Source organism: uncultured Cohaesibacter sp. (genome assembly GCF_963556055.3).
In the GTDB taxonomy this organism is placed as follows: domain Bacteria; phylum Pseudomonadota; class Alphaproteobacteria; order Rhizobiales; family Cohaesibacteraceae; genus Cohaesibacter.
Window position 1 is genome coordinate 66,347 of the sequence record NZ_CAUVYE020000024.1, and the last position, 22,119, is coordinate 88,465.

The 22,119-nt window shown below is 51.9% G+C and carries 21 protein-coding genes and 1 tRNA gene; 4 read left to right on the forward strand and 18 right to left on the reverse strand.

Annotated elements, in window-relative coordinates; translation table 11 throughout:
• Positions 1-2: 2 nt before the first annotated feature.
• The 12 genes from ACHZB8_RS16615 to ACHZB8_RS16670 form a co-directional block, all read right to left on the reverse strand.
• Positions 3-1,376: a S41 family peptidase gene (locus ACHZB8_RS16615; RefSeq protein WP_316861957.1), complete on the reverse strand. Its 1,374-nt coding sequence runs from the start codon at positions 1,374-1,376 to the stop codon at positions 3-5.
• Positions 1,373-2,887: a peptidoglycan DD-metalloendopeptidase family protein gene (locus ACHZB8_RS16620; protein ID WP_316861959.1), complete on the reverse strand. Its 1,515-nt coding sequence runs from the start codon at positions 2,885-2,887 to the stop codon at positions 1,373-1,375. The genes ACHZB8_RS16615 and ACHZB8_RS16620 overlap by 4 nt, the downstream gene beginning before the upstream one ends.
• A 122-nt stretch (positions 2,888-3,009) precedes the next feature.
• Positions 3,010-3,492, reverse strand: coding sequence for a 23S rRNA (pseudouridine(1915)-N(3))-methyltransferase RlmH (rlmH, locus tag ACHZB8_RS16625; RefSeq protein ID WP_316861961.1), 483 nt, complete (start codon positions 3,490-3,492; stop codon positions 3,010-3,012).
• Between the two features lie 75 nt (positions 3,493-3,567).
• Entirely contained in the window at positions 3,568-3,948 is a 381-nt protein-coding gene (gene rsfS / locus ACHZB8_RS16630) for a ribosome silencing factor (RefSeq protein ID WP_316862075.1), read from the reverse strand.
• Between the two features lie 185 nt (positions 3,949-4,133).
• Positions 4,134-4,763 (reverse strand): nicotinate-nucleotide adenylyltransferase, encoded by a 630-nt coding sequence (locus tag ACHZB8_RS16635; RefSeq protein ID WP_316861963.1) that lies wholly within the window; start codon positions 4,761-4,763, stop codon positions 4,134-4,136.
• An 82-nt stretch (positions 4,764-4,845) separates the two neighbouring features.
• Positions 4,846-6,120 (reverse strand): glutamate-5-semialdehyde dehydrogenase, encoded by a 1,275-nt coding sequence (locus ACHZB8_RS16640; protein ID WP_316861964.1) that lies wholly within the window; start codon positions 6,118-6,120, stop codon positions 4,846-4,848.
• A gap of 91 nt (positions 6,121-6,211) precedes the next feature.
• Complete coding sequence (proB, locus tag ACHZB8_RS16645) at positions 6,212-7,342, reverse strand: glutamate 5-kinase (RefSeq protein ID WP_316861966.1); 1,131 nt, start codon at positions 7,340-7,342, stop codon at positions 6,212-6,214.
• Positions 7,343-7,417: 75 nt separating this feature from the next.
• Positions 7,418-8,455 carry a GTPase ObgE gene (gene obgE, locus ACHZB8_RS16650; protein WP_316861968.1) on the reverse strand — a complete coding sequence of 346 codons (1,038 nt, stop codon included), beginning with the start codon at positions 8,453-8,455 and terminating at the stop codon, positions 7,418-7,420.
• Positions 8,452-9,000, reverse strand: coding sequence for a GNAT family N-acetyltransferase (locus tag ACHZB8_RS16655; protein ID WP_316861970.1), 549 nt, complete (start codon positions 8,998-9,000; stop codon positions 8,452-8,454). The genes obgE and ACHZB8_RS16655 overlap by 4 nt, the downstream gene beginning before the upstream one ends.
• Positions 9,000-9,680: a GNAT family N-acetyltransferase gene (locus tag ACHZB8_RS16660; protein ID WP_316861971.1), complete on the reverse strand. Its 681-nt coding sequence runs from the start codon at positions 9,678-9,680 to the stop codon at positions 9,000-9,002. Before ACHZB8_RS16660 ends, ACHZB8_RS16655 begins: the two co-directional genes overlap by 1 nt.
• A gap of 169 nt (positions 9,681-9,849) precedes the next feature.
• On the reverse strand, positions 9,850-10,119 hold the full coding sequence (gene rpmA, locus ACHZB8_RS16665; RefSeq protein WP_316861973.1) for a 50S ribosomal protein L27: 270 nt from the start codon (positions 10,117-10,119) through the stop codon (positions 9,850-9,852).
• A 24-nt stretch (positions 10,120-10,143) separates the two neighbouring features.
• Positions 10,144-10,818 carry a 50S ribosomal protein L21 gene (locus tag ACHZB8_RS16670; protein WP_316861975.1) on the reverse strand — a complete coding sequence of 225 codons (675 nt, stop codon included), beginning with the start codon at positions 10,816-10,818 and terminating at the stop codon, positions 10,144-10,146.
• 404 nt (positions 10,819-11,222) lie between these two features.
• On the opposite strand from ACHZB8_RS16670, the gene ACHZB8_RS16675 reads away from it, so the two are divergent.
• From ACHZB8_RS16675 to ACHZB8_RS16690, 4 genes are all read left to right on the forward strand, one after another.
• On the forward strand, positions 11,223-11,642 hold the full coding sequence (locus ACHZB8_RS16675) for an MAPEG family protein (protein WP_316861977.1): 420 nt from the start codon (positions 11,223-11,225) through the stop codon (positions 11,640-11,642).
• A 230-nt stretch (positions 11,643-11,872) separates the two neighbouring features.
• Positions 11,873-11,962 (forward strand) — tRNA-Ser (locus ACHZB8_RS16680).
• Between the two features lie 625 nt (positions 11,963-12,587).
• A complete protein-coding gene (locus ACHZB8_RS16685) occupies positions 12,588-13,913 on the forward strand; it encodes a DUF4365 domain-containing protein (RefSeq protein ID WP_316861979.1) in 1,326 nt (441 codons plus the stop codon).
• 1 nt (position 13,914) lies between these two features.
• Positions 13,915-15,375, forward strand: a complete 1,461-nt coding sequence (locus ACHZB8_RS16690; protein WP_316861980.1) for a hypothetical protein — start codon at positions 13,915-13,917, stop codon at positions 15,373-15,375.
• Positions 15,376-15,804: 429 nt separating this feature from the next.
• Here the strand turns inward: ACHZB8_RS16690 and ACHZB8_RS16695 are convergent, their stop codons facing one another.
• The 6 genes from ACHZB8_RS16695 to ACHZB8_RS16720 form a co-directional block, all read right to left on the reverse strand.
• Complete coding sequence (locus ACHZB8_RS16695; protein WP_316861982.1) at positions 15,805-16,149, reverse strand: antitoxin Xre/MbcA/ParS toxin-binding domain-containing protein; 345 nt, start codon at positions 16,147-16,149, stop codon at positions 15,805-15,807.
• 223 nt (positions 16,150-16,372) lie between these two features.
• Positions 16,373-16,930, reverse strand: a complete 558-nt coding sequence (locus ACHZB8_RS16700; protein WP_316861983.1) for a hypothetical protein — start codon at positions 16,928-16,930, stop codon at positions 16,373-16,375.
• Positions 16,931-17,091: 161 nt separating this feature from the next.
• Positions 17,092-17,769, reverse strand: a complete 678-nt coding sequence (locus ACHZB8_RS16705) for a hypothetical protein (RefSeq protein WP_316861984.1) — start codon at positions 17,767-17,769, stop codon at positions 17,092-17,094.
• A 201-nt stretch (positions 17,770-17,970) separates the two neighbouring features.
• A complete protein-coding gene (locus ACHZB8_RS16710) occupies positions 17,971-18,507 on the reverse strand; it encodes a hypothetical protein (protein WP_316861986.1) in 537 nt (178 codons plus the stop codon).
• Between the two features lie 199 nt (positions 18,508-18,706).
• Positions 18,707-20,182, reverse strand: a complete 1,476-nt coding sequence (locus tag ACHZB8_RS16715) for a hypothetical protein (protein ID WP_316861987.1) — start codon at positions 20,180-20,182, stop codon at positions 18,707-18,709.
• Positions 20,175-21,962: a hypothetical protein gene (locus tag ACHZB8_RS16720; protein ID WP_316861988.1), complete on the reverse strand. Its 1,788-nt coding sequence runs from the start codon at positions 21,960-21,962 to the stop codon at positions 20,175-20,177. Before ACHZB8_RS16720 ends, ACHZB8_RS16715 begins: the two co-directional genes overlap by 8 nt.
• Positions 21,963-22,119 lie beyond the last annotated feature (157 nt).

Here is a 22,119-nt window from a genome sequence, read left to right on the forward strand (position 1 = left end):
GTCTAATTTTCCGCTTTGGGCGGAAAAGCACTGTTTTCGATTTCGCCATGCATCAGTTTGAGAGCATACTGAAGCTGGGTGTCTTTTTCCAGTTCTGTGGGAACGTAGGAAGGTGAGTAGGTTTCTCTTACGTCCTTTACTTCCTCATTTTCATCCGTTGTTACTGGAGTGTCCTCCGGTTCCATGCCTTCCGCTTCCAGATGCCCCTTCAAGTTGGCCTCTGTTGTGGTCTGCTGCGGGAACTTGTCCTTCAGATCATCGGGCAGTTCCTGTTTGACAAAAATGTCCGGCAGAATGCCTTTGGCCTGGATGGAGGTTCCCGAAGGGGTGTAGTAACGTGCTGTCGTCAGGCGGATCGCGCCATCATTGCTCAGCGGGATGATCGTCTGAACCGAGCCTTTGCCGAAGGATTTGGAACCAACCAGCGTTGCGCGGTGATGGTCGGACAAGGCTCCTGCCACAATCTCGGATGCGGATGCCGAGCCGCCATTGATCAGAACAACCATTGGCAGACCTTTGGTCATATCGCCTGCGCGAGAGTAATAGCGCTTGACTTCTTCCTTGTTGCGACCGCGTGTCGAGACGATTTCGCCTTGATCAAGGAAGGTATCGGCAACGGCAATCGACTGGTCAAGCTGACCACCGGGGTTAGACCGCAAATCCAGAATATAGCCTTTGAGCTTTTTCTCACCGATTTCCTTTTCCAGAGCTTCAATCGCTTCGGCAAGACCGGCAAAGGCCTGGCCATTGAATTGCGTGATGCGAATGTAGCCCAGATCATCATAGGCTTTGAACTTGACGGATTTGAGCTTGATGATCTGGCGGGTGATTTCGACCTCAATCGGCTTTTCGACATTCTTGCGAACAATGGTGAGCTTGATTTTCGTTCCCACCTTGCCGCGCATCTTGTCTACCGCTTCATTGAGGGTAAGACCGCGTACCGCCTGGCCATCAAGGCGCGTGATATAGTCGTCGGCGAGGATCCCTGCTTCATGGGCGGGGGTGTCGTCCATTGGTGAAATCACTTTCACCACGCCATTTTCCATGGTCACCTGAATGCCAAGGCCACCAAATTCGCCTTGCGTTTCGACCGTCATGTCCTCGAAGCTTTCGGGGGACATGTAGCTGGAATGCGGGTCGAGCGAGGTGAGCATGCCATTGAGTGCCGATGAGATGAGCTTTTCATCATCGGGGACTTCAACATATTCTCGACGCACACGCTCGAACACATCGCCAAACAGATTCAAATGGCGGTAAGTGTCCGAGCTGGCCGCGTTTGCCGTGCCCGTCGATTGCCAAGGGGCGACTGACAATGTCACGACCAGACTTGCTCCCATGAGAGCGCCGATAAGCAATAGTGAGAGTTTACGGATCATCCGTCTGCCTTTTCTTCCAAATCTGCTGTCCACCATGGTGAAGGATCGATCGCAACACCATCTTGTCTCAATTCCATGTATAGCACCGGCCGCGCCGTATTGGCATCCAATAGATCGCTTGCAGCCAGTTTTGTCTTCTGCATCCGTCCTACAGGTTCATTCGTTAATACGAAATTTCCAACCTCGGTGAAAATCTCGTCCAACCCTGACAAGACGATATGGTAGCCATCCCCGGCATTGATAATCAAGAGCTTACCGAAGGATCTGAACGGTCCTGCGTAAACAACCCAGCCATCGGCCGGGCTTGTCACCTGGGCATCCGACAGAGTTGCTATCGACAGACCCTTGGTTTGGCCTCCAAATCCGTCAGTGCTGCCGTAATTCTTGACGATTTCTCCGCTTGCGGGAAGATGCAAGAGGCTCTTCATATTAATGAAAGGTATGGCAGGAGAAAGGCGGGCAGCATCTTTTAGCGCAGCAATTTTCTGTTTTTTGGTTTCCAATTCCTGCTGGAGAGCCCTTTTCTCCGCTTCCTTGGCTTCTTCTACGGCAAGACGTGCAGCTTCGATCTCTTTTTCCATGCCCTCAATCAGCTGTGTCACGGACTTTGCTCTTGCTGCCAGATCGATGGTTTTCTGTTCTTCCTGTTTGGCTGCATGGCGTGTTTTGCTCTCCTGCTCCTTCTTTTTGGCAATCAGGAGATCCAGCCTTTGGCGCTCTTCCTGTTGCTTGGCAAGGTTGGATTGCAGGGCGTTCTTTTCTTCCTCAATCTCTCTTTGCAGATCGATCAGCTTGGCCAGCTGATCGGCCAATGCCTTGGCCTCAACCCGGATTTCTGGCACCAGCGTAGAAAGCAGGATGGCCGAGCGGACGGCGTTGAGGGCCTCATTGGGGCGAATGACAAGGGCTGGCGGGGGATTTCGACCAATCCGCTGCAAGGCTGCGAGAATTTCAGAAAGGGCATCGCGTTGCTCGGCCAGAGACACTTTCAGTTCGGTCTGGTCGGCAAAAAGGTCACGCAGTTTCTTTTCTCGACTGGAAATGGACGTTTCCAGATTTTTGAGGCGTTCGGCGGTGGCGATCAAATTGCTTTGTATCGTCTCCCGATCCGATTGCAATTGCTCGATTTCCCTGACCAGTTCCTTCCGGTGGCTTTGCGAGAGAGCAATATTTTCCTCGATGCGGGCAAGCGCTTCTTGCTGTTCCTTGCGGGCTTTCAGGCGCGCTTCAAGCGCTCTTTGGGCTTGCTGTTCGGCTTCTGACTGGTCGTCGGCGTCGAGGGGGGCTGTGCCGGTTTCCTCGTTGGCGTCAGTTGCAGTGGCAAGCTCTGAGCTGGACGCTGTGTTTGTCTTCTGGGTTGGGTCGCTACCCTGTTGCGGAATGCTTGCTTGAGCCCAACCGATCTGCGGCGGCAGACACAGACCAAGACCGAGAGCGAAGGTGGCAAGCCCGCACCTTGGCCTGCACCGTCCTTTGCTGGTCGGCTTGTTTTCATGGGTCTTCAAATGCACGCGAATCACCTGTGGCGTCGATTTGCAAGCAATGTAGTGCAAGCCAATCTCCGGTGGAATCACCTTGTGCCACTTCTGTGGCGGAATGTTTGACTTTTTGGGCAAGGACCACGCTTTTCCAGTCAGGAACGGTGATAGGGGTGGCCGCTGAGAATTGTTATGGCTCGGTAAATCTGTTCAGAGACAAGGATTCGGGCGATCTGGTGCGGCCAAGTCATTGCGCCAAGTGCCAGTTTCATGTCGGCGCGTGCCAGCAATTCCTGTCCGTGACCATCGGGGCCTCCGAGACAAAGCGCCATGGCAGGGCAGCCCTGATTGCGCTGCCGATCCATTATTTGAGCAAAGGCTTCACTTGAAATGCTCTTGCCATGTTCATCAAGGGCGATGATGAAACTGCCTGCGGGCAAGGCTTTGAGCAATTGTTCGGCTTCCTGATTTTTTCGCTCGTTGACGCTACGCGCCCGGCTTTCGGAAAATTCCACAATGTCCGGGCCAGACAGACCAAGACTGCGCCCCGCCTTTTGAGCGCGATCCTGATAACGAGCGACAAGCTCAGTCTCCGGGCCAGACTTTTGCCGCCCGATAGCACCAACAATCAGCTTCATCTTTCTCTTTCCAGCCGGTCTCTATCTGCCTGGTCATTCTAGCTTGCCAAGGCGGTCGAAACCGGGCCGACAGGCTTAGTCTTCGCCTTCAGCGTCGGCTGCCCACATTTTCTCGATATTGTAGAATTCGCGGACTTCAGGGCGGAAGATGTGTACGATAATGTCGCCGGTGTCGATCAGAACCCAATCGCAATTGGGCAGACCTTCCACATTGGCATTGCCAAAGCCATTGTCCTTGAGGTCCTTGAGAAGACGATCAGAGACGGCGCCGACATGTCTGTGAGAGCGACCGGACGTGATGACCATGAAATCGGCAAGAGCGGATTTGCCGCGCAAGTCGATTGACAGGATGTCCTCGGCTTTGGATTCATCCAGGCTTTTCAGGATGGCGTCGAGAGCCAGTTCAGGATCCTTGCGATCCGAAACAAGGCGTAGGGGAGAAAGGCCTTCGGGCATGATCTCCATTTGTGCTGCGGTGGACAGGAATGCACCTCTTTATCAAACTGCAGACAGCTTCTCTCCCGCTCATCAGTCCATCAAGAGACGATGAACGGAAATGGACAGGCGAAAGACTGATAAGCAAATCAGGTCTCCGCCCTTACAGAATAAGTCATGCTATGTGACATTTTCAAGGCTATCACTCAAATTGGGTGATTGGCCTTTGCGCTTTGTCTCAAAGCGGTGGAAGACAGCTCTGACCTCGGGCCATACAAAAAGGACCAGGCAGGGCATGGCGCCGTCGCGAGTTTTCCTTCCTCATGGGATGGCAAACGCGCCCAGTTGTAACTCCGGGCAGCAATCGCGGACAGCGGTGCCAGACTATAGCCGGGACGGTCGATAATGGCAACGGGAACTTTCTGCAAAATGTCTTCCCAGCGTTGCCATTTGTGAAATTGCTTAAGATTGTCAGCGCCCATGATCCAGACCAGATGGACACCCATGGTTTTTGCCGCTATCCAGTCGAGGCTTTCAGCGGTAAAACGGGTGTTGGCTGTTGTCTCAACGCCGGTTACATCGATCCGTGGGTGGTCCATGACATCGGCGGTTCTTTTCAGTCTTGTTTCCAGACTTGGCAGTTCCGTGATATCTTTCAACGGGTTACCAGGCGTGACAAGACACCAGATGCGATCCAGCTGTAATCGTCTCAGAGCCGTAACCGCAACATGGCGGTGGCCTGCATGTGCAGGATTGAAGCTGCCGCCATAAAGACCGATCCGCATGCCGGAATAGGCAGGGGGCAAAGCATAATCATGAATTCCGGATCGTGTCATTGCGCCAACCGAAGAGACTGGTTCGAGAAAAACAAAGAGACAGTTTGGACCCTATCAAAAGATGGTGGACGGGATCTTAAGGTCAGGGACGGATCTGGCCGGTTCCATGGACGCGGTATTTGAAGCTCGTCAATTGTTCCAGCCCGACCGGTCCACGTGCATGCATGCGCCCGGTCGCGATGCCGATTTCGGCCCCCATACCAAATTCGCCACCGTCGGCAAATTGCGTTGAGGCATTGTGCATAACAATGGCGCTGTCCACCTTGTTGAGAAATGTTTCGGCAGCTTCGATATCCTCGGCGATGATGCTTTCGGTATGATTTGACCCATATTTGGCAATGTGGGCGATGGCATCCCCGACACCGTCAACCAGTTTTGCCGAAATGATCGTGTCGAGATATTCGGTCGACCAATCTTCTTCGGTCGCCTTTTCTGCCGATGCGATCAGAGCCTGAATATCGTCGGTTCCGCGAATGGTGCAACCGCTCTTGCTGAGGGCCTCAAGAACCTGCTTGCCGAGCGTTTCGGCAACAGACCTATCGATCAGCAAGGTCTCCGCTGCGCCACAAATGCCCGTGCGGCGCATCTTGGCATTTACAGAAATCGCCTCGGCTTTTGCAGGATCCGCGCTCTTGTCGATATAGACGTGGCAGATGCCTTCAAGATGGGAAAAGACAGGAACACGGGCTTCCGACTGGACACGGGCGACAAGACTTTTGCCACCACGCGGAACAAGGACGTCAACATTGCCGGAAAGGCCCGTCAAAAGCTCGCCAACAGCAGCGCGGTCCGTGGTTGGGACAATCTGGATGGCGTCAACAGGCAGGCCTGCTGCCTCAAGGCCCACGGTCAGGCAGGCGTGTATGGCGCGAGATGAGTGATAGCTGTCCGAACCGCCGCGCAGGATCACGGCATTGCCGGCTTTCAGGCACAAGGCGCCGGCATCCGCAGTGACGTTGGGGCGGCTTTCATAGATTACCCCGATCACTCCAAGAGGTGTGCGGACCCGTTCGATTTGCAGGCCGTTGGGGCGTTCCCAGCGTGACATGATCTTGCCAACCGGATCGGGCAGAGCGGCGATGGCTTCAAGACCGGCGGCAATGGCTTCGATGCGGGCTTCATTCAACGTCAAGCGATCAAGAAATGCCTTGCTCATGCCATCCGCCTCACCCTTGGCTATATCCCTGGTGTTGGCCTCGAGAATGGACGGGCTTTGAGAGCGCAGCGATTTCGCCGCTTCCTTCAGGGCCAAATTCTTTTGCACGGTCTGGGCTGTGGCCAACAGACGCGAGGCAAGGCGTGCCTTTTCGCCCAACGCCTTCATGATGTCTGTCACATTGTCTCGTTTGTCAGTCATGGCATGCCCTTTTTCTCAAGAAAAGCCGTCTATTGCGCATATAGGTTCAATGTTTTTGCCGGGTCAAGCAATGTTTGACCTGTCCACTTGCCTAGTGGTCGACATGGTCGCTGCCGCTTAGCACCATGTCGTCACGATGCACCAGCTCGGGGCGGCCATCATACCCAAGTATGTCCGGTATCAGGGTGGATTTGCATCCCATGATCTGATCTGCTTCCGATCTGTCATAGCCAATGAGGCCGCGTGCGATTTCCTCGCCGTCAAGGTCGGTAATGATAACCGCGTCCCCCTTGGCAAAATCGCCACCAAGTTTCTTGACGCCTGCCGGAAGCAGGCTTTTGCCAGACAGAAGCGCATTGACGGCCCCCTTGTCGAGCATCAGGGTGCCATGTGGTTCCAGATGGCCATTGATCCAGCGTTTGCGCTGTTTGATCGGGGTGGAATTGGGCACAAACCAGCTGTGCTTCGCACCCTTCATGATTGCATTGAGCGGATTATAGTCGCTGCCATCGGCGATGATCATCGCGGTGCCAGCATTGACGGCGATTTTTGCAGCTGCGATCTTGGTCGTCATGCCGCCTTTGGCGAGGCTCGATCCGGCGCTCCCTGCCATGGCCTCGATATCATGCGTGATCTGCTCGATGACGGGAATATGTTTGGCGTCGGGATTATCAAGGGGAGGGGCGGTGTAAAGACCATCGATATCGGAGAGCAGAATGAGACAGTCGGCGCTGATCATGGTGGCGACACGGGCGGCAAGGCGATCATTGTCGCCAAACTTGATTTCGGAGGTCGCCACGGTGTCATTTTCGTTGATGATCGGAACCGCGCCCAACTTCAGCAAAGTGGTAAGGGTCGCCCGGGCATTGAGATAGCGGCGACGCTCCTCGGTGTCGCTCAGGGTCAGGAGAACCTGCCCGGCGGTAAGGTCTACCTTGTGCAGGGCATCAGAATAGGCTTCACCCAGAGCGATCTGTCCAATTGCCGCGGCTGCCTGGCTTTCTTCAAGGCGGAGTTTGCCTGGGGGAAGCTCTGTTTTGCGCCTCCCCAATGCAATGGCGCCAGAAGAAACAATGATGACTTCCTTGCCTTGTTCCTTGAGCATGGCGATGTCGTCGATCAGGGTTTGCAACCAGGCCGCACGCAGGCGTCCGGTTGCTTGGTCCACCAAGGTCGCCGAACCGATCTTGACGACAATTCGTTTTTGATCCTCAAGTCTCACATCATGATCCAATTCTAGGGGCCGTCGGCACAAGGCGGGTTCAAGCAAAGCGGACTGCAAGAATTTGCAGGCCCTTTATGGACGCCAGGCTTGTGGTTCCTGTGCGGCTATTTGCTCTTGCCGGTTTTCAAGAATGATCTTGTCCATAAGGGCACGCAGGATCGTGTCCATATTGGTTTTTGCGACAGCAGAGATGGCGTGGGGTCGGAAACCGTAAGCGGCTTCGAACGCTGCCATTTTTTCAGCAATATCGTCCTCGGTCAAGGAATCGACCTTGGTCAGAGCGACAATTTCGTCCTTTTCACCCAATCCCTGATCGTAAGCTTCCAGCTCACCGCGGATGATGCGATAGGCGTCGAGAAAATCATCCTGTGTGGCATCGACCAGATGAAGCAAAACGCGGCAGCGTTCGACATGGCCCAGGAACCGGTCACCGATGCCAAGGCCTTCATGGGCCCCTTCGATCAGACCGGGGATGTCAGCCATGACGAATTCACGGCTGTCAATTCCTACTACACCAAGATTGGGGTGCAAGGTCGTGAAGGGATAGTCCGCAATTTTCGGCTTAGCTGAGGAAACCGATGACAAAAAGGTCGACTTGCCGGCATTGGGCAGGCCAACAAGACCCGCATCAGCGATCAGCTTAAGGCGAAGCCAGACATAACGCTCCTCGCCTTCGAGGCCGGGGTTGGCATGGCGCGGTGCCTGATTGGTGGCCGACTTGAAATGGGTATTTCCAAAACCGCCATTGCCACCCTTGGCGAGCAGACAGGTCTGCCCTTCTTCTGTCAGATCGGCGAGGATGGTATCATTGTCCTCGTCCAGAATTTGTGTCCCCACCGGGACACGCAGGATGACATCCTTGCCCTTGCGGCCGTTGCGGTTTCGCCCCATGCCATGCATGCCGGTTTCGGCCTTGAAATGCTGTTTGAAGCGATAGTCGATCAAGGTGTTGAGACCGTTGACGCATTCCACGATCACGTCGCCGCCCTTGCCGCCATCACCACCATCGGGGCCACCAAGGGCAACATATTTTTCGCGGCGAAAGGAAATACAGCCCGCTCCGCCATCGCCGGAGCGGACATAGACCTTCGCCTGGTCAAGAAATTTCATCGTATGGTCTCATAATAGCGTTGTGCCGTCAGCTCCAGGAAGATCGCCGGAACGTCTCGATCCAGGATCTTGCTGTAAATTGCGCCTTTTCCAGTCTCGGCAAAGCCCAGTTTGGTCAGGACATTGAGTGATCGCGCGTTCTTTTCCATCACGCTTGCGCAGATGCGTTCGGTCGGTTCCTTCGGAAGGTACCACTCCAGAAGGCATCGCACAGCTTCTTTCATTATGCCTTTACCCCAAAAAGGGGCACCAAGCCAATAGCCAATTGTTGGGGCAAAGACGCCGATATCCTTCTCAGTCGACGCTTTGAGCCCGACAGTGCCAATCAGGGTGTCATTCTGGGTGATGGCCATGTTGATCCCGACGGTTCCCCGGGACTGGGCCTCAATCCATTCTATGGCATTTCCCTTGGCATAGGGATGGGGCACGCGGCCCAAATAGCAGCTTACATCATAGTTGGAGAGATGATCCTCAATTGCAGGGACATCCTTGGGCAGCAGGGGACGCAACACGAGGCGGTCACTTTTCAGACTGGGCATTCTCATCAGGCCGCTCCTCTCAAGTCGAAGTTGCGGGGCGTGCGGGCGGGAGGATGTGGCCAGAAGTCACTTTGCCCCATTCCGGACCAACTGCGAATTGCTTTCCAGACACCTCTGTCGAGGCTGTAGCGATCAATCGGAATCATCCCGTTATAATGTTGGGAATGAGCCATTCCGGTGCCGCTATATTGAAATCCGCACTTCTCGACGACGCGGCGCGAGGCTCCGCAGGAAACCCGGCAGCGGGCGACGAGTGCGTCAAGAGTGGGTCGGTTCATGGTCGGGTTCGAAAAGGCAAAGTCGGCCACCGCCTGAATCGCGCGGGTGGCATAGCCATGGTGCCAGTGGTCCTGTTTGATCATCACGCTGACTTCCACTTCACGAGCACGGGACTCAAGCATGAGGCAAATCGCACCAACCATCTTTCCGCTCATATCGGTAATGATGAAGGGAAAGTCGGACGGGTTTGAGGCTTCGATGCTTTGCTCATACCACGCTTTGGCGCTTGCCGGAGAGGTTGGCAGCCAGTTGCTGCAAAGATTCTTTGCAAGAACGGGCGTGGTGGCAAGCGATACCAGAACTGGAAGATCACGGTGGGTCGGGCGACGCAGCAAGAATGGTTTGCTTTCCGAACCCTCTCTACTGTCGGGTTCGGTCTGCTGCAAGCTTTCATCTATTTCTAACATCTGTCCCTCCTGTTGGGCTTGAGATTGGCGTTTGGTCAAAAGTTAAGGGGAGATGGTGTCCCATCTCCCCTTCAAATCTTTTGGACCTTTTGCCTCTCATCGGGAGGGAGGTCGCTTCGACTTGCCGGGGTCAGGGACACCGGCAAATCGTGTTATTTTCATGCCAGTGTTATTCGGCCGCCTCTGCTAGCGGGTTGACGGACACGTAAGTTCGGCCGTTTGACTTGGTGCAGAATTCCACGTTGCCATCCGCGACGGCAAAAATGGTATGGTCCTTGCCCATGCCAACATTGTTGCCCGGATGCCACTTGGTGCCGCGCTGACGAATAATAATGTTGCCTGCGATGACAGATTCACCGCCGAATTTTTTCACGCCCAGACGACGGCCCGCTGTATCGCGACCGTTACGGGATGAACCACCTGCCTTTTTATGTGCCATTTTGGTGTCTCCTCGTCCTTAACTCTATTTCTCAGCGGCGAAAGCAGAAGCCTGCTCGAGCCAGTTGTCACGTTCGATGCGGCCCTTGAAATTCAGCGCATCGTCTACTTTAGTGATGTCGTCAGCGGAGAAGGCTGCGATCTGGGCGAAAGTGGTGATGCCCAGGGCGTTCAGTTTACCTTCAAGCACTGGTCCAACACCAGAGATTTTTTTCAGGTCGTCTTTTTCACCCTCAGGAGCGGTGAAAAGCGCGGTGGTTGCAGCATCAGCAGCTTTTTCCGCTTTCTTTGCCGGAGCTTTTGCTTCCTTGGCGGGAGCGGCTTCAGCAGGTGCGGCTTCGGCTTTGGCTGGCTTGGCCTTTTTAGCGGCTTTTGCCGGAGCCTTGCCGCCGGTCAGGATCTCGGTGATCTTGACAGACGTGAAATACTGACGATGACCATTGCGACGGCGAGAATTCTGACGACGGCGCTTTTTGAAAATGATGATCTTGCGGCCACGGCCCTGATCAACGATTTCAGCGGCAACAGAAGCGCCATCCACGAATGGAGCACCTACAGCTGCGTCGCCTTCGCCGCCGACCAGCATCACATTTTCAAAAACAATTGCATCGCCGGCTTCGCCTTCGAGGCGTTCGACCTGGATGATATCATCGGGGGAAACAGAATACTGCTTACCACCGGTCTTGATGACTGCGAACATTTTTTTCTCCGTTCAGTCCAAGCTCTGCAAAGGGAGTCCTTTCAGGCCGGTCTTTTTTCAGTCAGGTTTCAGGAAGCCAGTTTTCGTTGATTTATCAAATGGATAAAATCCGTCAGAAAAACAGGCAAGGCGCGGGAAATCAACCCACGCCAGTATTCTCGGGCAATATAGTCGGAACGAGATGAGAGTCAAGGAAAAGCTTGGATTTGTTGCAAATTCTCTTTGTTCTCTTTGGGTCGGTCACAAACTGGCTCAAAAGGTCTTGAAAGCGTGGATCATTTTCGTTGCGGAGCGTTTTTGTGTGTATCCGTTTGGCTTGCATGCCCGAGGATGTCTTCATACATGTCATTTGCAGGCGTAGCCACTGCGCCTGTGCTGGACAAAAGACATGGAGACTTTTCGAGATGGATTTTAGTGCCTATTCCTTTTCCCTTTACGCAATTTACGCCCTGTTGGTCATGGTTGCTGTGCAGGGGCTTGTGGCGTCTGTCGCTCATCGGGCGCAGGCGTCTTATGTGCCCGGTGTTGTCGATCCGACGTTGGGGCCCGGTTCGTTCGTTTTTCGAAGCCATCGAACGCTGATGAATTCCATTGAAAATGTCCCCTTCATGATGGGGCTGGTTTTTCTGGCGATTCTGTCCGGTTTCAGCCCAGACAAATTGGGGGTTCTTTGCTGGATCTTTGTCCTGGCGCGTCTTGCTCACATGGTGACCTACTATCTCGTTGCGACACACAAGAATCCGAGTTTGCGGAGTGTTTTCTATATAGTCGGTTTTCTTGCGCAGCTTGTTCTCATGGTCATGGTCGGGGTTGACTTCCTGTAACCTGCGCTTCTGACGGCGCTCCGCCATGGGAGCGAAAGTCGGCATTGGGGATGCGCGATCCTTGCCCCGAAGACAAACCGTCTTTTTAAAGGAGAGGGTGGCTCATATTGTGTGGGCCGCTTTAAATGGGGATTCTTTGTCTCACATCTTGAGCTTGCCGGACTTGCTGTGTATGGTCCGTCCACCTTTTTTGAGCAAAATGCGACCGTTTAAAGCTCAAAACAAGACGTGGAGAGGTGCCGGAGTGGTCGAACGGGGCGGTCTCGAAAACCGTTGTGCGGGCAACTGTACCGAGGGTTCGAATCCCTCTCTCTCCGCCATTTTCCGAGCGATAAATTGAAATTTATATAGTAAATTCAATCGCTTGATGCGAGATCTCCCGCGAAATCCCCCAAATTTGCTACACATTTTGCTACACAAACCTATGCAAAGGTCTATGGCTCTTTCCACGGTTTTCTTTAATTCTTTCATGTTGAGTGGAGCTGACTGAACGCTTAAATCTGCAATGGATGCATTCAAACCAAGTAGTTCGGCGCTGGTCGATGTGCGCGAATTGCAACGAGCGATTTTGTACCTGCTCCACGCAGGTCTGTTCTTGGCGGTGAGCTTTCAATCTCGCAAAAGCGAGATATCAGATGCTGCTGGTCAAAGCGGACATTCGAGAGATCGAGTGTTTACGTCCAGCATGAGACATCTTTTCGGACTGATTCTGGATACTAGATAGAGCGCGATATTGCCGAAGCTTCGAGGACCTAAACATCGCAACTCTCTGCCGGATCATATCAGGACGCCGATGGTTATAGTTTCAACAATCGTGCAAGGTCATGTCTGAGCAACGGTTCTAAGGAGAAATCCCCTATGGTTAGATTGTTGAGTTAAGCGAAACTGCCCGACAAAGTTGCAATTGTTGTAGCATTTGTTTCCTAATTGTTCTATTGATAAGATATGTCAAAAAGGATCACAGATAGTCAGCTCATTGGAGAAATCGGGGAATCTGCCGCCAAAACCCGTTTCTTGAATATTGGGTTTCAGTTTGATGGGCGATCGCGCCTTGAAGCAGGTATTGATGGCATTGCTGAGATCATGAACGATGGAACACCTCTTGCAAAAATGATCGCTGTTCAGGTCAAAGCTACGGACAAAGCAAAGTATTCAAATGAGACAGATGAAGGTTTCACATATTTGCTTCAAGCTGAAGACCTTCACTATTGGCGCACTTCTAATCTACCTGTCATCTTAGTTTTGTATCGTCGGTCTGATGATAGCTTCTATTGGAAGGAGATTCCGGACGCATTCAGTGTAGAAGAGAGAAAACTGGTCTTCGACAAAAATGCAGATCTTCTGAATCATCAGGCCGCTGATAGTATAGCCCAACTGACAGTATCCAAGGCTGGACATGGCTACTATGTTCCTCCTTTAGGTGGAGGGGAAGATGCTCTGGTGAACATGCTTCCAATCAAGCTACCTAACGAGATCTTTGTTGCATCCACGCCATACTCACCAAAACAAGCCATGGCGATCTTGTTGGATAAAGATGAACCGCCTCGGTTTGACTGGGCTATTAAAGGCCGCACCTTTTGGTCGTTTCATGATCCGCGAAAAGAATGCACAGCACAGATCGTGGACTTTGATCAGGTCGAAGCAATCGAAACGTCCACGATCGCATATCACGACGAAATCGATGAGCAGCACAATTTCTCTTTTTTGCTAAAGCAGGTCCTACGTCACCAATTTAAACAAGATTTGGGGTGGAATAAGGAGCGCAAAATTTTCTATTTTCTAGCGGAAGCCGAAAATCAAAACAGAGCGTTCAGATATAGGTCTTCAGTGAATCGTGCTGAGGCAGATGTTGTGAATGTGGTCAAGGATAGGAAGGAGGACCACAGGGTCTCCTTCGTTCGTCACCACGCCTTTTCTGCTCGGTTCGAGTTGTTGCTCGATCAGTGGTTCCTGATTATTAGTCCAACATATCATTTTACAACCAATGGATTTATCCCACATTCCTATCCAGCCGCACTGTTGGCGGGGAAAAAGCGCCTAGATAATAACGCATCCCTCCGCGGTCAAGTGATCATGTGGCATCGCCTCTTATCTGGTAGTGAGGTGCCCAAAGATGATCTTTTTGGGTCGCATCACTCAGGTGAAAAGTACTTGGATTTCGGCTCTCCTCCGTCAGTCAGCTTGCCAACAACAGTCCCCGAGCAGGCTTGGGTATCGGCAAAGCCAAAGAAGGTTCCAGAGACACAAGACGATTTGTTGGAGGGTCTCTAGCTTGACTAAATTTATAGGCAAAATTTTTGATGAGCCATTGCTTGAGTTTGGAGATAGACACAGCCACTCTGACCCTAGGTTGGGCCTGAGTGATGCCGGCCCACATCAAACATATGTTGGAGAGGTTATCAAAATTGGGGTTGTAGGTAGTTCAAAGACTATTGAAGACGCCAAGGCCTTTTTAGAGGCAGCATCGGAAGGCTTTGAAGGCGAAACAGAAAAACACCCAAATCTTCATCCTGATTTTCCCGGACTGAAGAATCGAAATCCCTTCAGATGCGGTTTTGAAATCGGCGACCTTTCAGTAGAGGCACTTTCTAAGTCACAGATTGAGAAAGTAATCAAAGAGCCAAACCACAAAACTGCGGTCGAGATGGCCGTAGAGATGATTTGCGAAAGACTGCAAGTCTTGGAAGATGGTGGAAATCGACCGGATGTTGCCATAGTCGCTCTTCCTGTAGGTTTAATAGAACGGGTTTGGGGTGCAAAAGTCGAAGCAAAATCCTCTAATGAGAGGGAAGACAGCGGAGGATCAGATGCGCCGAACTTTCGTGGTTTGCTTAAGGCCAAAGCCATGCCTTTAAATTTCCCTATCCAGATTGTTTGGGAAGATGTGCTTGACGATACCGCAAAGATACCCAGGAAGCTAAAGGATTCCTCTGATCGTAAGATTCAGAATGCAGCAGGGTGCAGCTGGAACTTGCTAACAACCCTTTATTACAAAGGCAGTGGTCGCGTTCCTTGGCGGAGGCAGCCGCAAGAGGGTGAGTATAAAGCTTGCTACATTGGCATCAGCTTTTACCGAGACATTGACGGTCAGCAACTTTGGACAAGTGCGGCACAAATGTTCGATGAGCGCGGTAGAGGTTTCATATTGAAAGGAGGACGTGCCCAAACAGAATCTCGAGGAAGGCACCCATATATGTTGCGAAAAGACGCATATGAACTCGCCAAGAACGTTCTGAGCGCTTATCGGGCACACCATAAGCATTATCCTGCTAGAGTCATTATCATGAAGACGTCGCGCTTTCGCGACGAAGAAGCAAATGGGTTTTTGGAAGCCTTGGATGAATGCGGCGCGGATCTTCGAGACCTTGTTTGGGTTCAAGAGCATTATTCAGCGAAAATTCTTCGCGACGGCGATTACCCGGTTTTGCGCGGGACTTTCATCGATCTTGATGGAAAGGGTTTGCTCTATACCAATGGGAGCATTCCTTATTACGGGACCTATCCAGGTCAGTACGTTCCCAATCCTCTTCTTCTATGCCCACATGAATCAAGCGAAAGTACCGTCACTCAGATCGCAGATGAAGTGTTTTCGCTCACAAAGATCAATTGGAACTCAACCCAGATGAATCAAAAACTTCCTATTCCGATCCGAGCAGCTCGGAAGGTCGGCGAGGTGCTCAAATATCTTGATGAAGGTCAATCAGTTAGTTCAGATTATCGGAAATACATCTAGAGGATTGGAGGCTTGAGGTGCGCGCTATCTAAGTGCAAGGTGTTGGACGTTTTCCTATCAGAAGGTCGTTTCAGAGCCAATCACAACATTGTCAGACTTCTGGCGATCCCGAAGAAGAGCAATTTATGCGCTGGAAGCGATTGCTAGAAAGTCATGGGTGGAACAATTGCAGGGGCGTATATCCCGACTGCCACGCCGGTCACCCGCATGCCGCAAAGCCTTGTGCCATTTTGCAACCTTCCTGCTAATGTGCTGCACTGAGCCCCAAGCTTGGACCGCCGGGAATGCTGCTGCTTGCTCGAACGGCTGGAATGCGGAAGCAAAGCTATGGGTTGAGACTTCCGTCGAGTGACCGCAAGGGGCCGCTTCTTCCATAGGCCTCAATGAGAACTGGTCAGGATTATGCCAATCTGAGCATTGCATATGCGCTTATGGATAGACGCCTGATTGGACCGACAGCAAATAGGCAAGAACTCTGTCAGATTTACGCTCCGACACCAAATCAAACGCAGTTTTTCCGGCCCAACCAGGAATTGGTTGATGTTTAAACCAAAGAACCGCGCGTTGATCAGACCCCGTCATTTCGGCTGCTATCGTGAGAATGCGCATTAATGGTCGAACTGCTTCATTCAGTTTTCGTAAGCCGGATTGCCTATAAAATGAATGTCGATCTACACCGGTCAACAGAGCCAATTCTGTCTGAGTGATTCCAAGTCTGTTGGCGAATGCTCGTGCAGATAAGATCTGATTGTTGCTATCGAAGTGCGTGGACATGGTTGGGTAGCCTTTCTACAAAGCAGGCCTTTGAAGTTCATTCGAGATAAGCCAATTCTGTAACCATCTTTCGAGCAACTCAAGTCTCTTGACGCCCAAGGTTTGCCGCAGGCAATCATCTTGTGACAGATGGTTATCTAAATTTCTTTAGTCGGGGCAATGCTCCTCTTTCGCGGGTACGGGTTGAACAAACTGCGGTTTTTCACTACAGACATCGCCTTCTTCACCGGTCAAGCAACCTGTCCATCTTGCTGTCGAAGGCTTCACTGATGTCATCCGTGATTTCGTCAGAGAAGAAGGCCTTCTGCGTTGAGGCTTGCTTTTGTGGTTTCTCGAAGAGGAAGAAGGACATGCCATCTGCTGCATATGGGTTGCTTGGTTTCAATATCTGTCCGTCTTCTAGAATCGTGCATTGGATGAAATACTCCACCACCAGCATGCTGCAGGTTTCGGTCACGGTTGGAACGTAGTTGATGATCGGTAGCTGGTCGTAGTCTTCGTCGTCTTCGTCTTCATCGCATTCATAATAAAAGGAATCATTGCTGAGCCGGGTTCCTGTTGCCGTTTCAAAAGCGACAAGTAGCTGCTGGAGACGCCGGTCTTCTTCTTCCGACAGTTCTGAGCTGAAATCGTAGTAGCCTTTGATCTTGCCTCCTTCTTCTCTTGTGGTTGCGATGATGCCCGCGACTTCGTCAGGCTGAAGCTCTTTGCAATAGAGTGGGCCTTCAACGAAATTCTGAACGCAGATGGATGATCCAAAACTGATGAAAAGGTCTTTCATATTAAAGTGTCTCCTAAATAAGGAAAACTGAATGGAGTGCGGCTGGCGAACGGATCGATTGGTAGAACACGGCAGGCCATTCAATGGGTGAACAATGTTGGTGCAAGCTGTTGTTGTCTCAGTCACGGCGACAGTTTGACGCCGTGACCGATGCGTGATCCTCAGGCTCGATTTCGATGAGTGTTTTGAGATGCGGAAACAATATCGGTAGAAGCGAAACTGAAGCGTCGGTGTTTCCTGTCTATGCAGGAAGGCGAATTCTCAACCGATCCAGGAGCTAAGATGAGGGGCTCATCAAGTTCCGCTGTTGCTGTTTTGGTAAGGCTGATCGATGGCAGTGTCGGCTTTTGGGGGGAGCGGTCCTTTCGGCCCTTCTCGAAATAGCAGACTGCCGCCATGTCGATATTGGCCTGAACACGAGCGCGGATGGCACTGAAACGCAATCTGTCAGGACCGATCAGACGCCCGATGACAGGGGAGGCTGATCTGCATTTCTTGAATCCGTTATGGTCGAGGGAAACGGTAATTCGGACATTGCTGTCAAAGACCGTTGGTGAGTTGAGGCCGGCTGCGGCCATAGCAATCGGGTTGGTGATGTCTGTTTGAAGGGATGAGCTGGATTTGTTCTCGAGCCTTGATCCGCAGACAAGGGTGACAAAGCGCATCCCGCCGATGTTGCGGATATCATGGATGAGACAAGGGCGTGGTTCAGGAGCGTTTTGCTTTCGTTTCTCAGCGATCGGGAAGGGGAAGAGAATGACATCGCCCCATTTGAGTTTGTCTTTCCAGTCTTGCCGGGGGTGGGCGATGTGATGATCTTGTTTGGCCTTGATGAGCATGGGCTTTTTGCGTCCTTACGTTAGAGGCTTGTTTGACGCCTGTCTTTTCCTCTTCCTTTGTTTTGGGGGATCGGATCGTGCGCGGCGTCATCAAGGCTGCCGTGATCGATCTCGAATCCCTCTATTGCGCATTGTTTCCAACTCTTCCTTCACCTGATGTCTGGCTCACCATTGGCAGCGAGCCAGAAGGTGGTCTTCGGATCACCGGGCAGAGATGGCATCCCATGCAGCCTGTTGCCGCTCGAGATCATTCTCCGATATCAGAGCTTTTGGGCCTCTTTCTCCTGGATGTGTCAACTGATGACGAGCCTCGTGAAGCAGAAGGCGATCGGCCTCAATGCGTTGAGGGCTTCGAATATATTGCATGCGATGAAGTCCCTTGTTTGGTAGCCTGCCGATCACGGGCGAGGCAATTGAAGGCAGCCTGGAATCATCATGAGGGATGAGAACCGTTCGGGTGAAATTGACCGAGAAGGTGATTGGTTGTGAAAGGCCTGCCATTTGCAGATCCGCTTTTTCGGTGATCTGTATTTCTGAGGCGTTTGATGATGTCGGATCGACATCACGACCGATGCCCATCAGCAGCAGGGTTTCAGAATCGAATTGTGCGATTTCGATCACGACGAAGGCGTTGTGGAGGATTGGAGTTTCCGGTGGGTAGGCTGGAAACTGGACGATATCTCCGGGTTTGAGATCCTTGAGCCAATTGTCGGGGGATGGATTGATGGCATGGGTCATGTTTATGACTTCCTTCTAAAAGTGAAAACAGACGCCTTTTGCTCTTCTGAAAGGTTTGAAGGTTCAGATCGGCGCGGCGACATCCCGGCTGTCGCGCCAATCAGAACTGTTTTCTTTCTAACAAAAAACACCCCTTTCACGTCAGGAAAGGGGTGTTTTGTCTCACGAGAGATGATCGGCTTGGAGATGGACAAACGATCTATTTGTCGGTTTCGGTGTCTTCATCCTCGTCCGGTAATGACAAGGTATCTGCCACCAATTGGTCCATCAGGGACTGGGATTCCTTGAAGAGAGTATCGCGCAAGGCATCAGCCTGATAGGCCAGTCTGGTTTTGACGTCACGTTGGCCACAGAGCGCCATTGCCATGGCAACGCCTTTTGCGCCACGTTTGCCAAGTTCGGTATGTGCCATGGTCCGTGCGATGTGAGCGCCGGTTCCGAAATGCTCAACCCAAACCTTGGAGGGCCGCTTTTTGACATACATTTTGCCCAAATGATCATGAAACACCGGGGCTTTTGCTGTGATCAGCCTCTGTCTTTCTTGATTGAGCCACCCATTGCCGACATTGGGATTAACCTCACTAAATATCAGGGTATCGAAGAATTTATTGAGTTTTTGATGCAGTGGCACCCTGATCGCTTGGCCCGTTTTGTTGGTGGCTACATTGATTTTATATAGGCCTGTTTCTGCGTCATAGGTGATGTCGTCACCCCACAGCAATAACCCATCGGTCAGACGCAGTGGTATAAAGAGCCAAAGTGCGATGACTGCTGCCTGATTGCGCAACTTGTTCTTTGTCTTTCGATGTGTGGCAGTTGTGCTGTCCTTGAGGAGTTGGCAAGCAAGTCGGTAGATATCCTTGTAAGATGGCACTCGTTCATAGCGGCCGAATTTCAGGGGACTTTCTGCGGCTGCATCGCTTTCGAGTTTGTTGATATGCTTGTTTAAGTCGGCCAGAATCTGAGGGCTGACACCCAGCTCTTTTCCAAACTGGCGTAATCGCATTGTTGCGGTTTGCAAGGTACGGGCACGGCACCTCTGATTTTGATAGGTGGCTTCTTCTGCAGACGGAGCCCGATCTTTTTTCGTCTGTTCAAGAATGCGCACACCTGCGGCATCGATGACGACCGGAACGCCTGCTGTTTTGAGGGTCCAGACATACTCGCTGATGACATCTTGCATATTTTCCAGCAGGCTTGCTGAAAATGCTTTGCCGCCAGAAGGGCGATGGCCATTTCGCAACTGTTCCCAGATTTGCTGCCAAGGGACGGGCCATTCCGAGACAGGGCTTCGAAACTTTGCTGGCTTTCTTTTTGCCTTTTTTCGCGGTTTCCTGTGGGCCTTGTCATATGCAATCGTCTTTTCGGTAATCGCTGCCTGCAGGGCTGGACCGACAACCGGATGACCCGGAAACAGGATGTTGAACGTCGATCTTAAGGCAAACAGGGTATTCGGCGGCTCGTGCTTTGCCGAATAATCTAAAAAGTCCTGTTTGGTTGGAGCGGTTATGCCGTGTAGATGAGTGTAACGCAAAAACTTGGCCAATCGCTTTTTGTGTCCATCGTCCAACTGACCGAATGTTGGCATTGTCTCATAAGGAGCGAGCAACTCGTCATCGGATGGGGTGTTCGCTGCTTCTGTGTTCAATTTGTCTTTCTTGTTACCATTATTCATCGATCATCTCCGCAATCAGTTCTTGGCCGTCTTGCACCTGTTCCACTCCCTCGATCCATGCGTAATAGGTTAAAACCGTATTGACCGTATCGCCGAGGCGCGTAGCAATGACCACGATCTTGTCGGGATGTGCCCGAAGCAAGAGTGAGGCCTGCCCATGGCGCATTTGTTGAGGTGTCATGGGCAAGTTGAGGACCGTGCGCGTGTAAGTCGAATAACGTGCGCTAAAATAGCTCTCATTCATCGGCTTTGTGGCACTTTCCGGGGCTGGAAAGAAATATGGGTTGTTGGCCGCGTGCTGATACAAGGGCCTGATGGTTTCAAGATACCAGTTCAAGACTCCCAGATAGTCTTGTTTGCCTGGGTGTATCTCAACCTTGATTTCCTTTTTGTTTTTGACGTTGCCTGGCGGGATCCTAAGCTTGATGGGATCCTTCTTGCTCTTGGGCATCATGATATGCGCATCAGTGCCATGCAGAGTCAGGCCCATGGCATTTTCGCAGCGGATTGGTGCTCCGCCGATTTCGATGGCGCAAAAGGCGGCACAGGTGCCGATCCAGCGGTATTTCACCAGTTCCATCTTCGTCAATGCACGCCCTTGTGCACTGGCTACGGATTCCATTTCCATGGCTGCATCCCGAAAGGCAAAAGGCGAGTTAAAGAAGCGCTTTGTGAGGGGGGTGGATTCAAACAATTTTGAACAAAACTGCTTATTGGCTTCGGCCATTTCTTCTTCTGCTTTCTTGCCCTCATCCAGGAACGAATTGTTTTTGAGTGCTTGTGTCAGCGCCGCAAGGGCTGTCGGGTCAGCGTCAAGGGCATGGAGGACCCGTTTGTATTTGGACAGATATTTCCGAACGGTCCGAGGTTTTAGTTTGCGGACATCCCGGTCTGGCAACTGACAGCGGGCGACCATCAGATTCCGGACCTCAGTAATCACATCGCCGCGGACGAAAATAAGATCCCAAGGTTGACTGATGTCAGTTTCGGGATGCGCATCGAGGTACGTGCGCGTGATGGAGTTCATCGTCGAGTTGAAGAGGGTTTGCGTTTCGGGGCTGCGATTGGCATAGGTCTTTGATACAGGATCGAAATCCTTGTCAGCCAAGATCGCATAGATCGCATCAAAGTCTTCCTGCCAATCTAGCGGGATCGGCTCCTGATTCTGACGCAAGCGGATGGCCGAAAAGCCGATGCTTTCCGGTGGCAGATGGGGGCGAGCAAAATCATATTCGCGGAGCTTGTCAAGAAACGCCACGGCGCGGCGATAGGAATCCCGTATGTGCGTCGGGCAGTCAAGATAATTGCTGTTGGCGATGTCGTTGGTGATGTCCTGTGGTTGGATATCTACAGATCGCATGAAATCGGCAAGGTTTCTTACCGCAACAAAATTGGTTTTGCGATAAGGATCCAGATCCGGGATATCCGGTGCGTTGCAATCAAGCGCATCAAGTAAATGATACCACCCATCTTGCTGGGCCCGTGCCTCTTCAAGGGCTTTATCGACGCCCAGGAATTCTTTAAGAGATGCCAGGGTACGGCGGCGAAGCAGCTGGTAGGCGTTGTCGGTGGTGCACCAGTTTGGATCATACCCGTCAATCGGGAAATTGGTCTTGATAAGATCCAATGAGGCAAGAATGTTTGCCAAGGGCTCGTTCAGAATGTCGCCAACCCGTTTGATCGAAGATACATAACGCTTCCTGCTGTCGTCGCTGAGGTCTGTTCGCTTCTCGACATGAGCGAGCAGATCCTCAAATGTTTTGGGTTTGGGTTGATGCACCTCAGATGCCGGTATTGGTGGCGGGGGGTCGAATAAGTTATTCAATTTGCTAACCTTTCTTTGGTTTGAGTGTGGTCGTTCAAATGCACTTCCGGTCGCTTAAGTGCATGCAGGACACACACACCACTGAATTTTCCGGACCCGATAATCGGTGGGT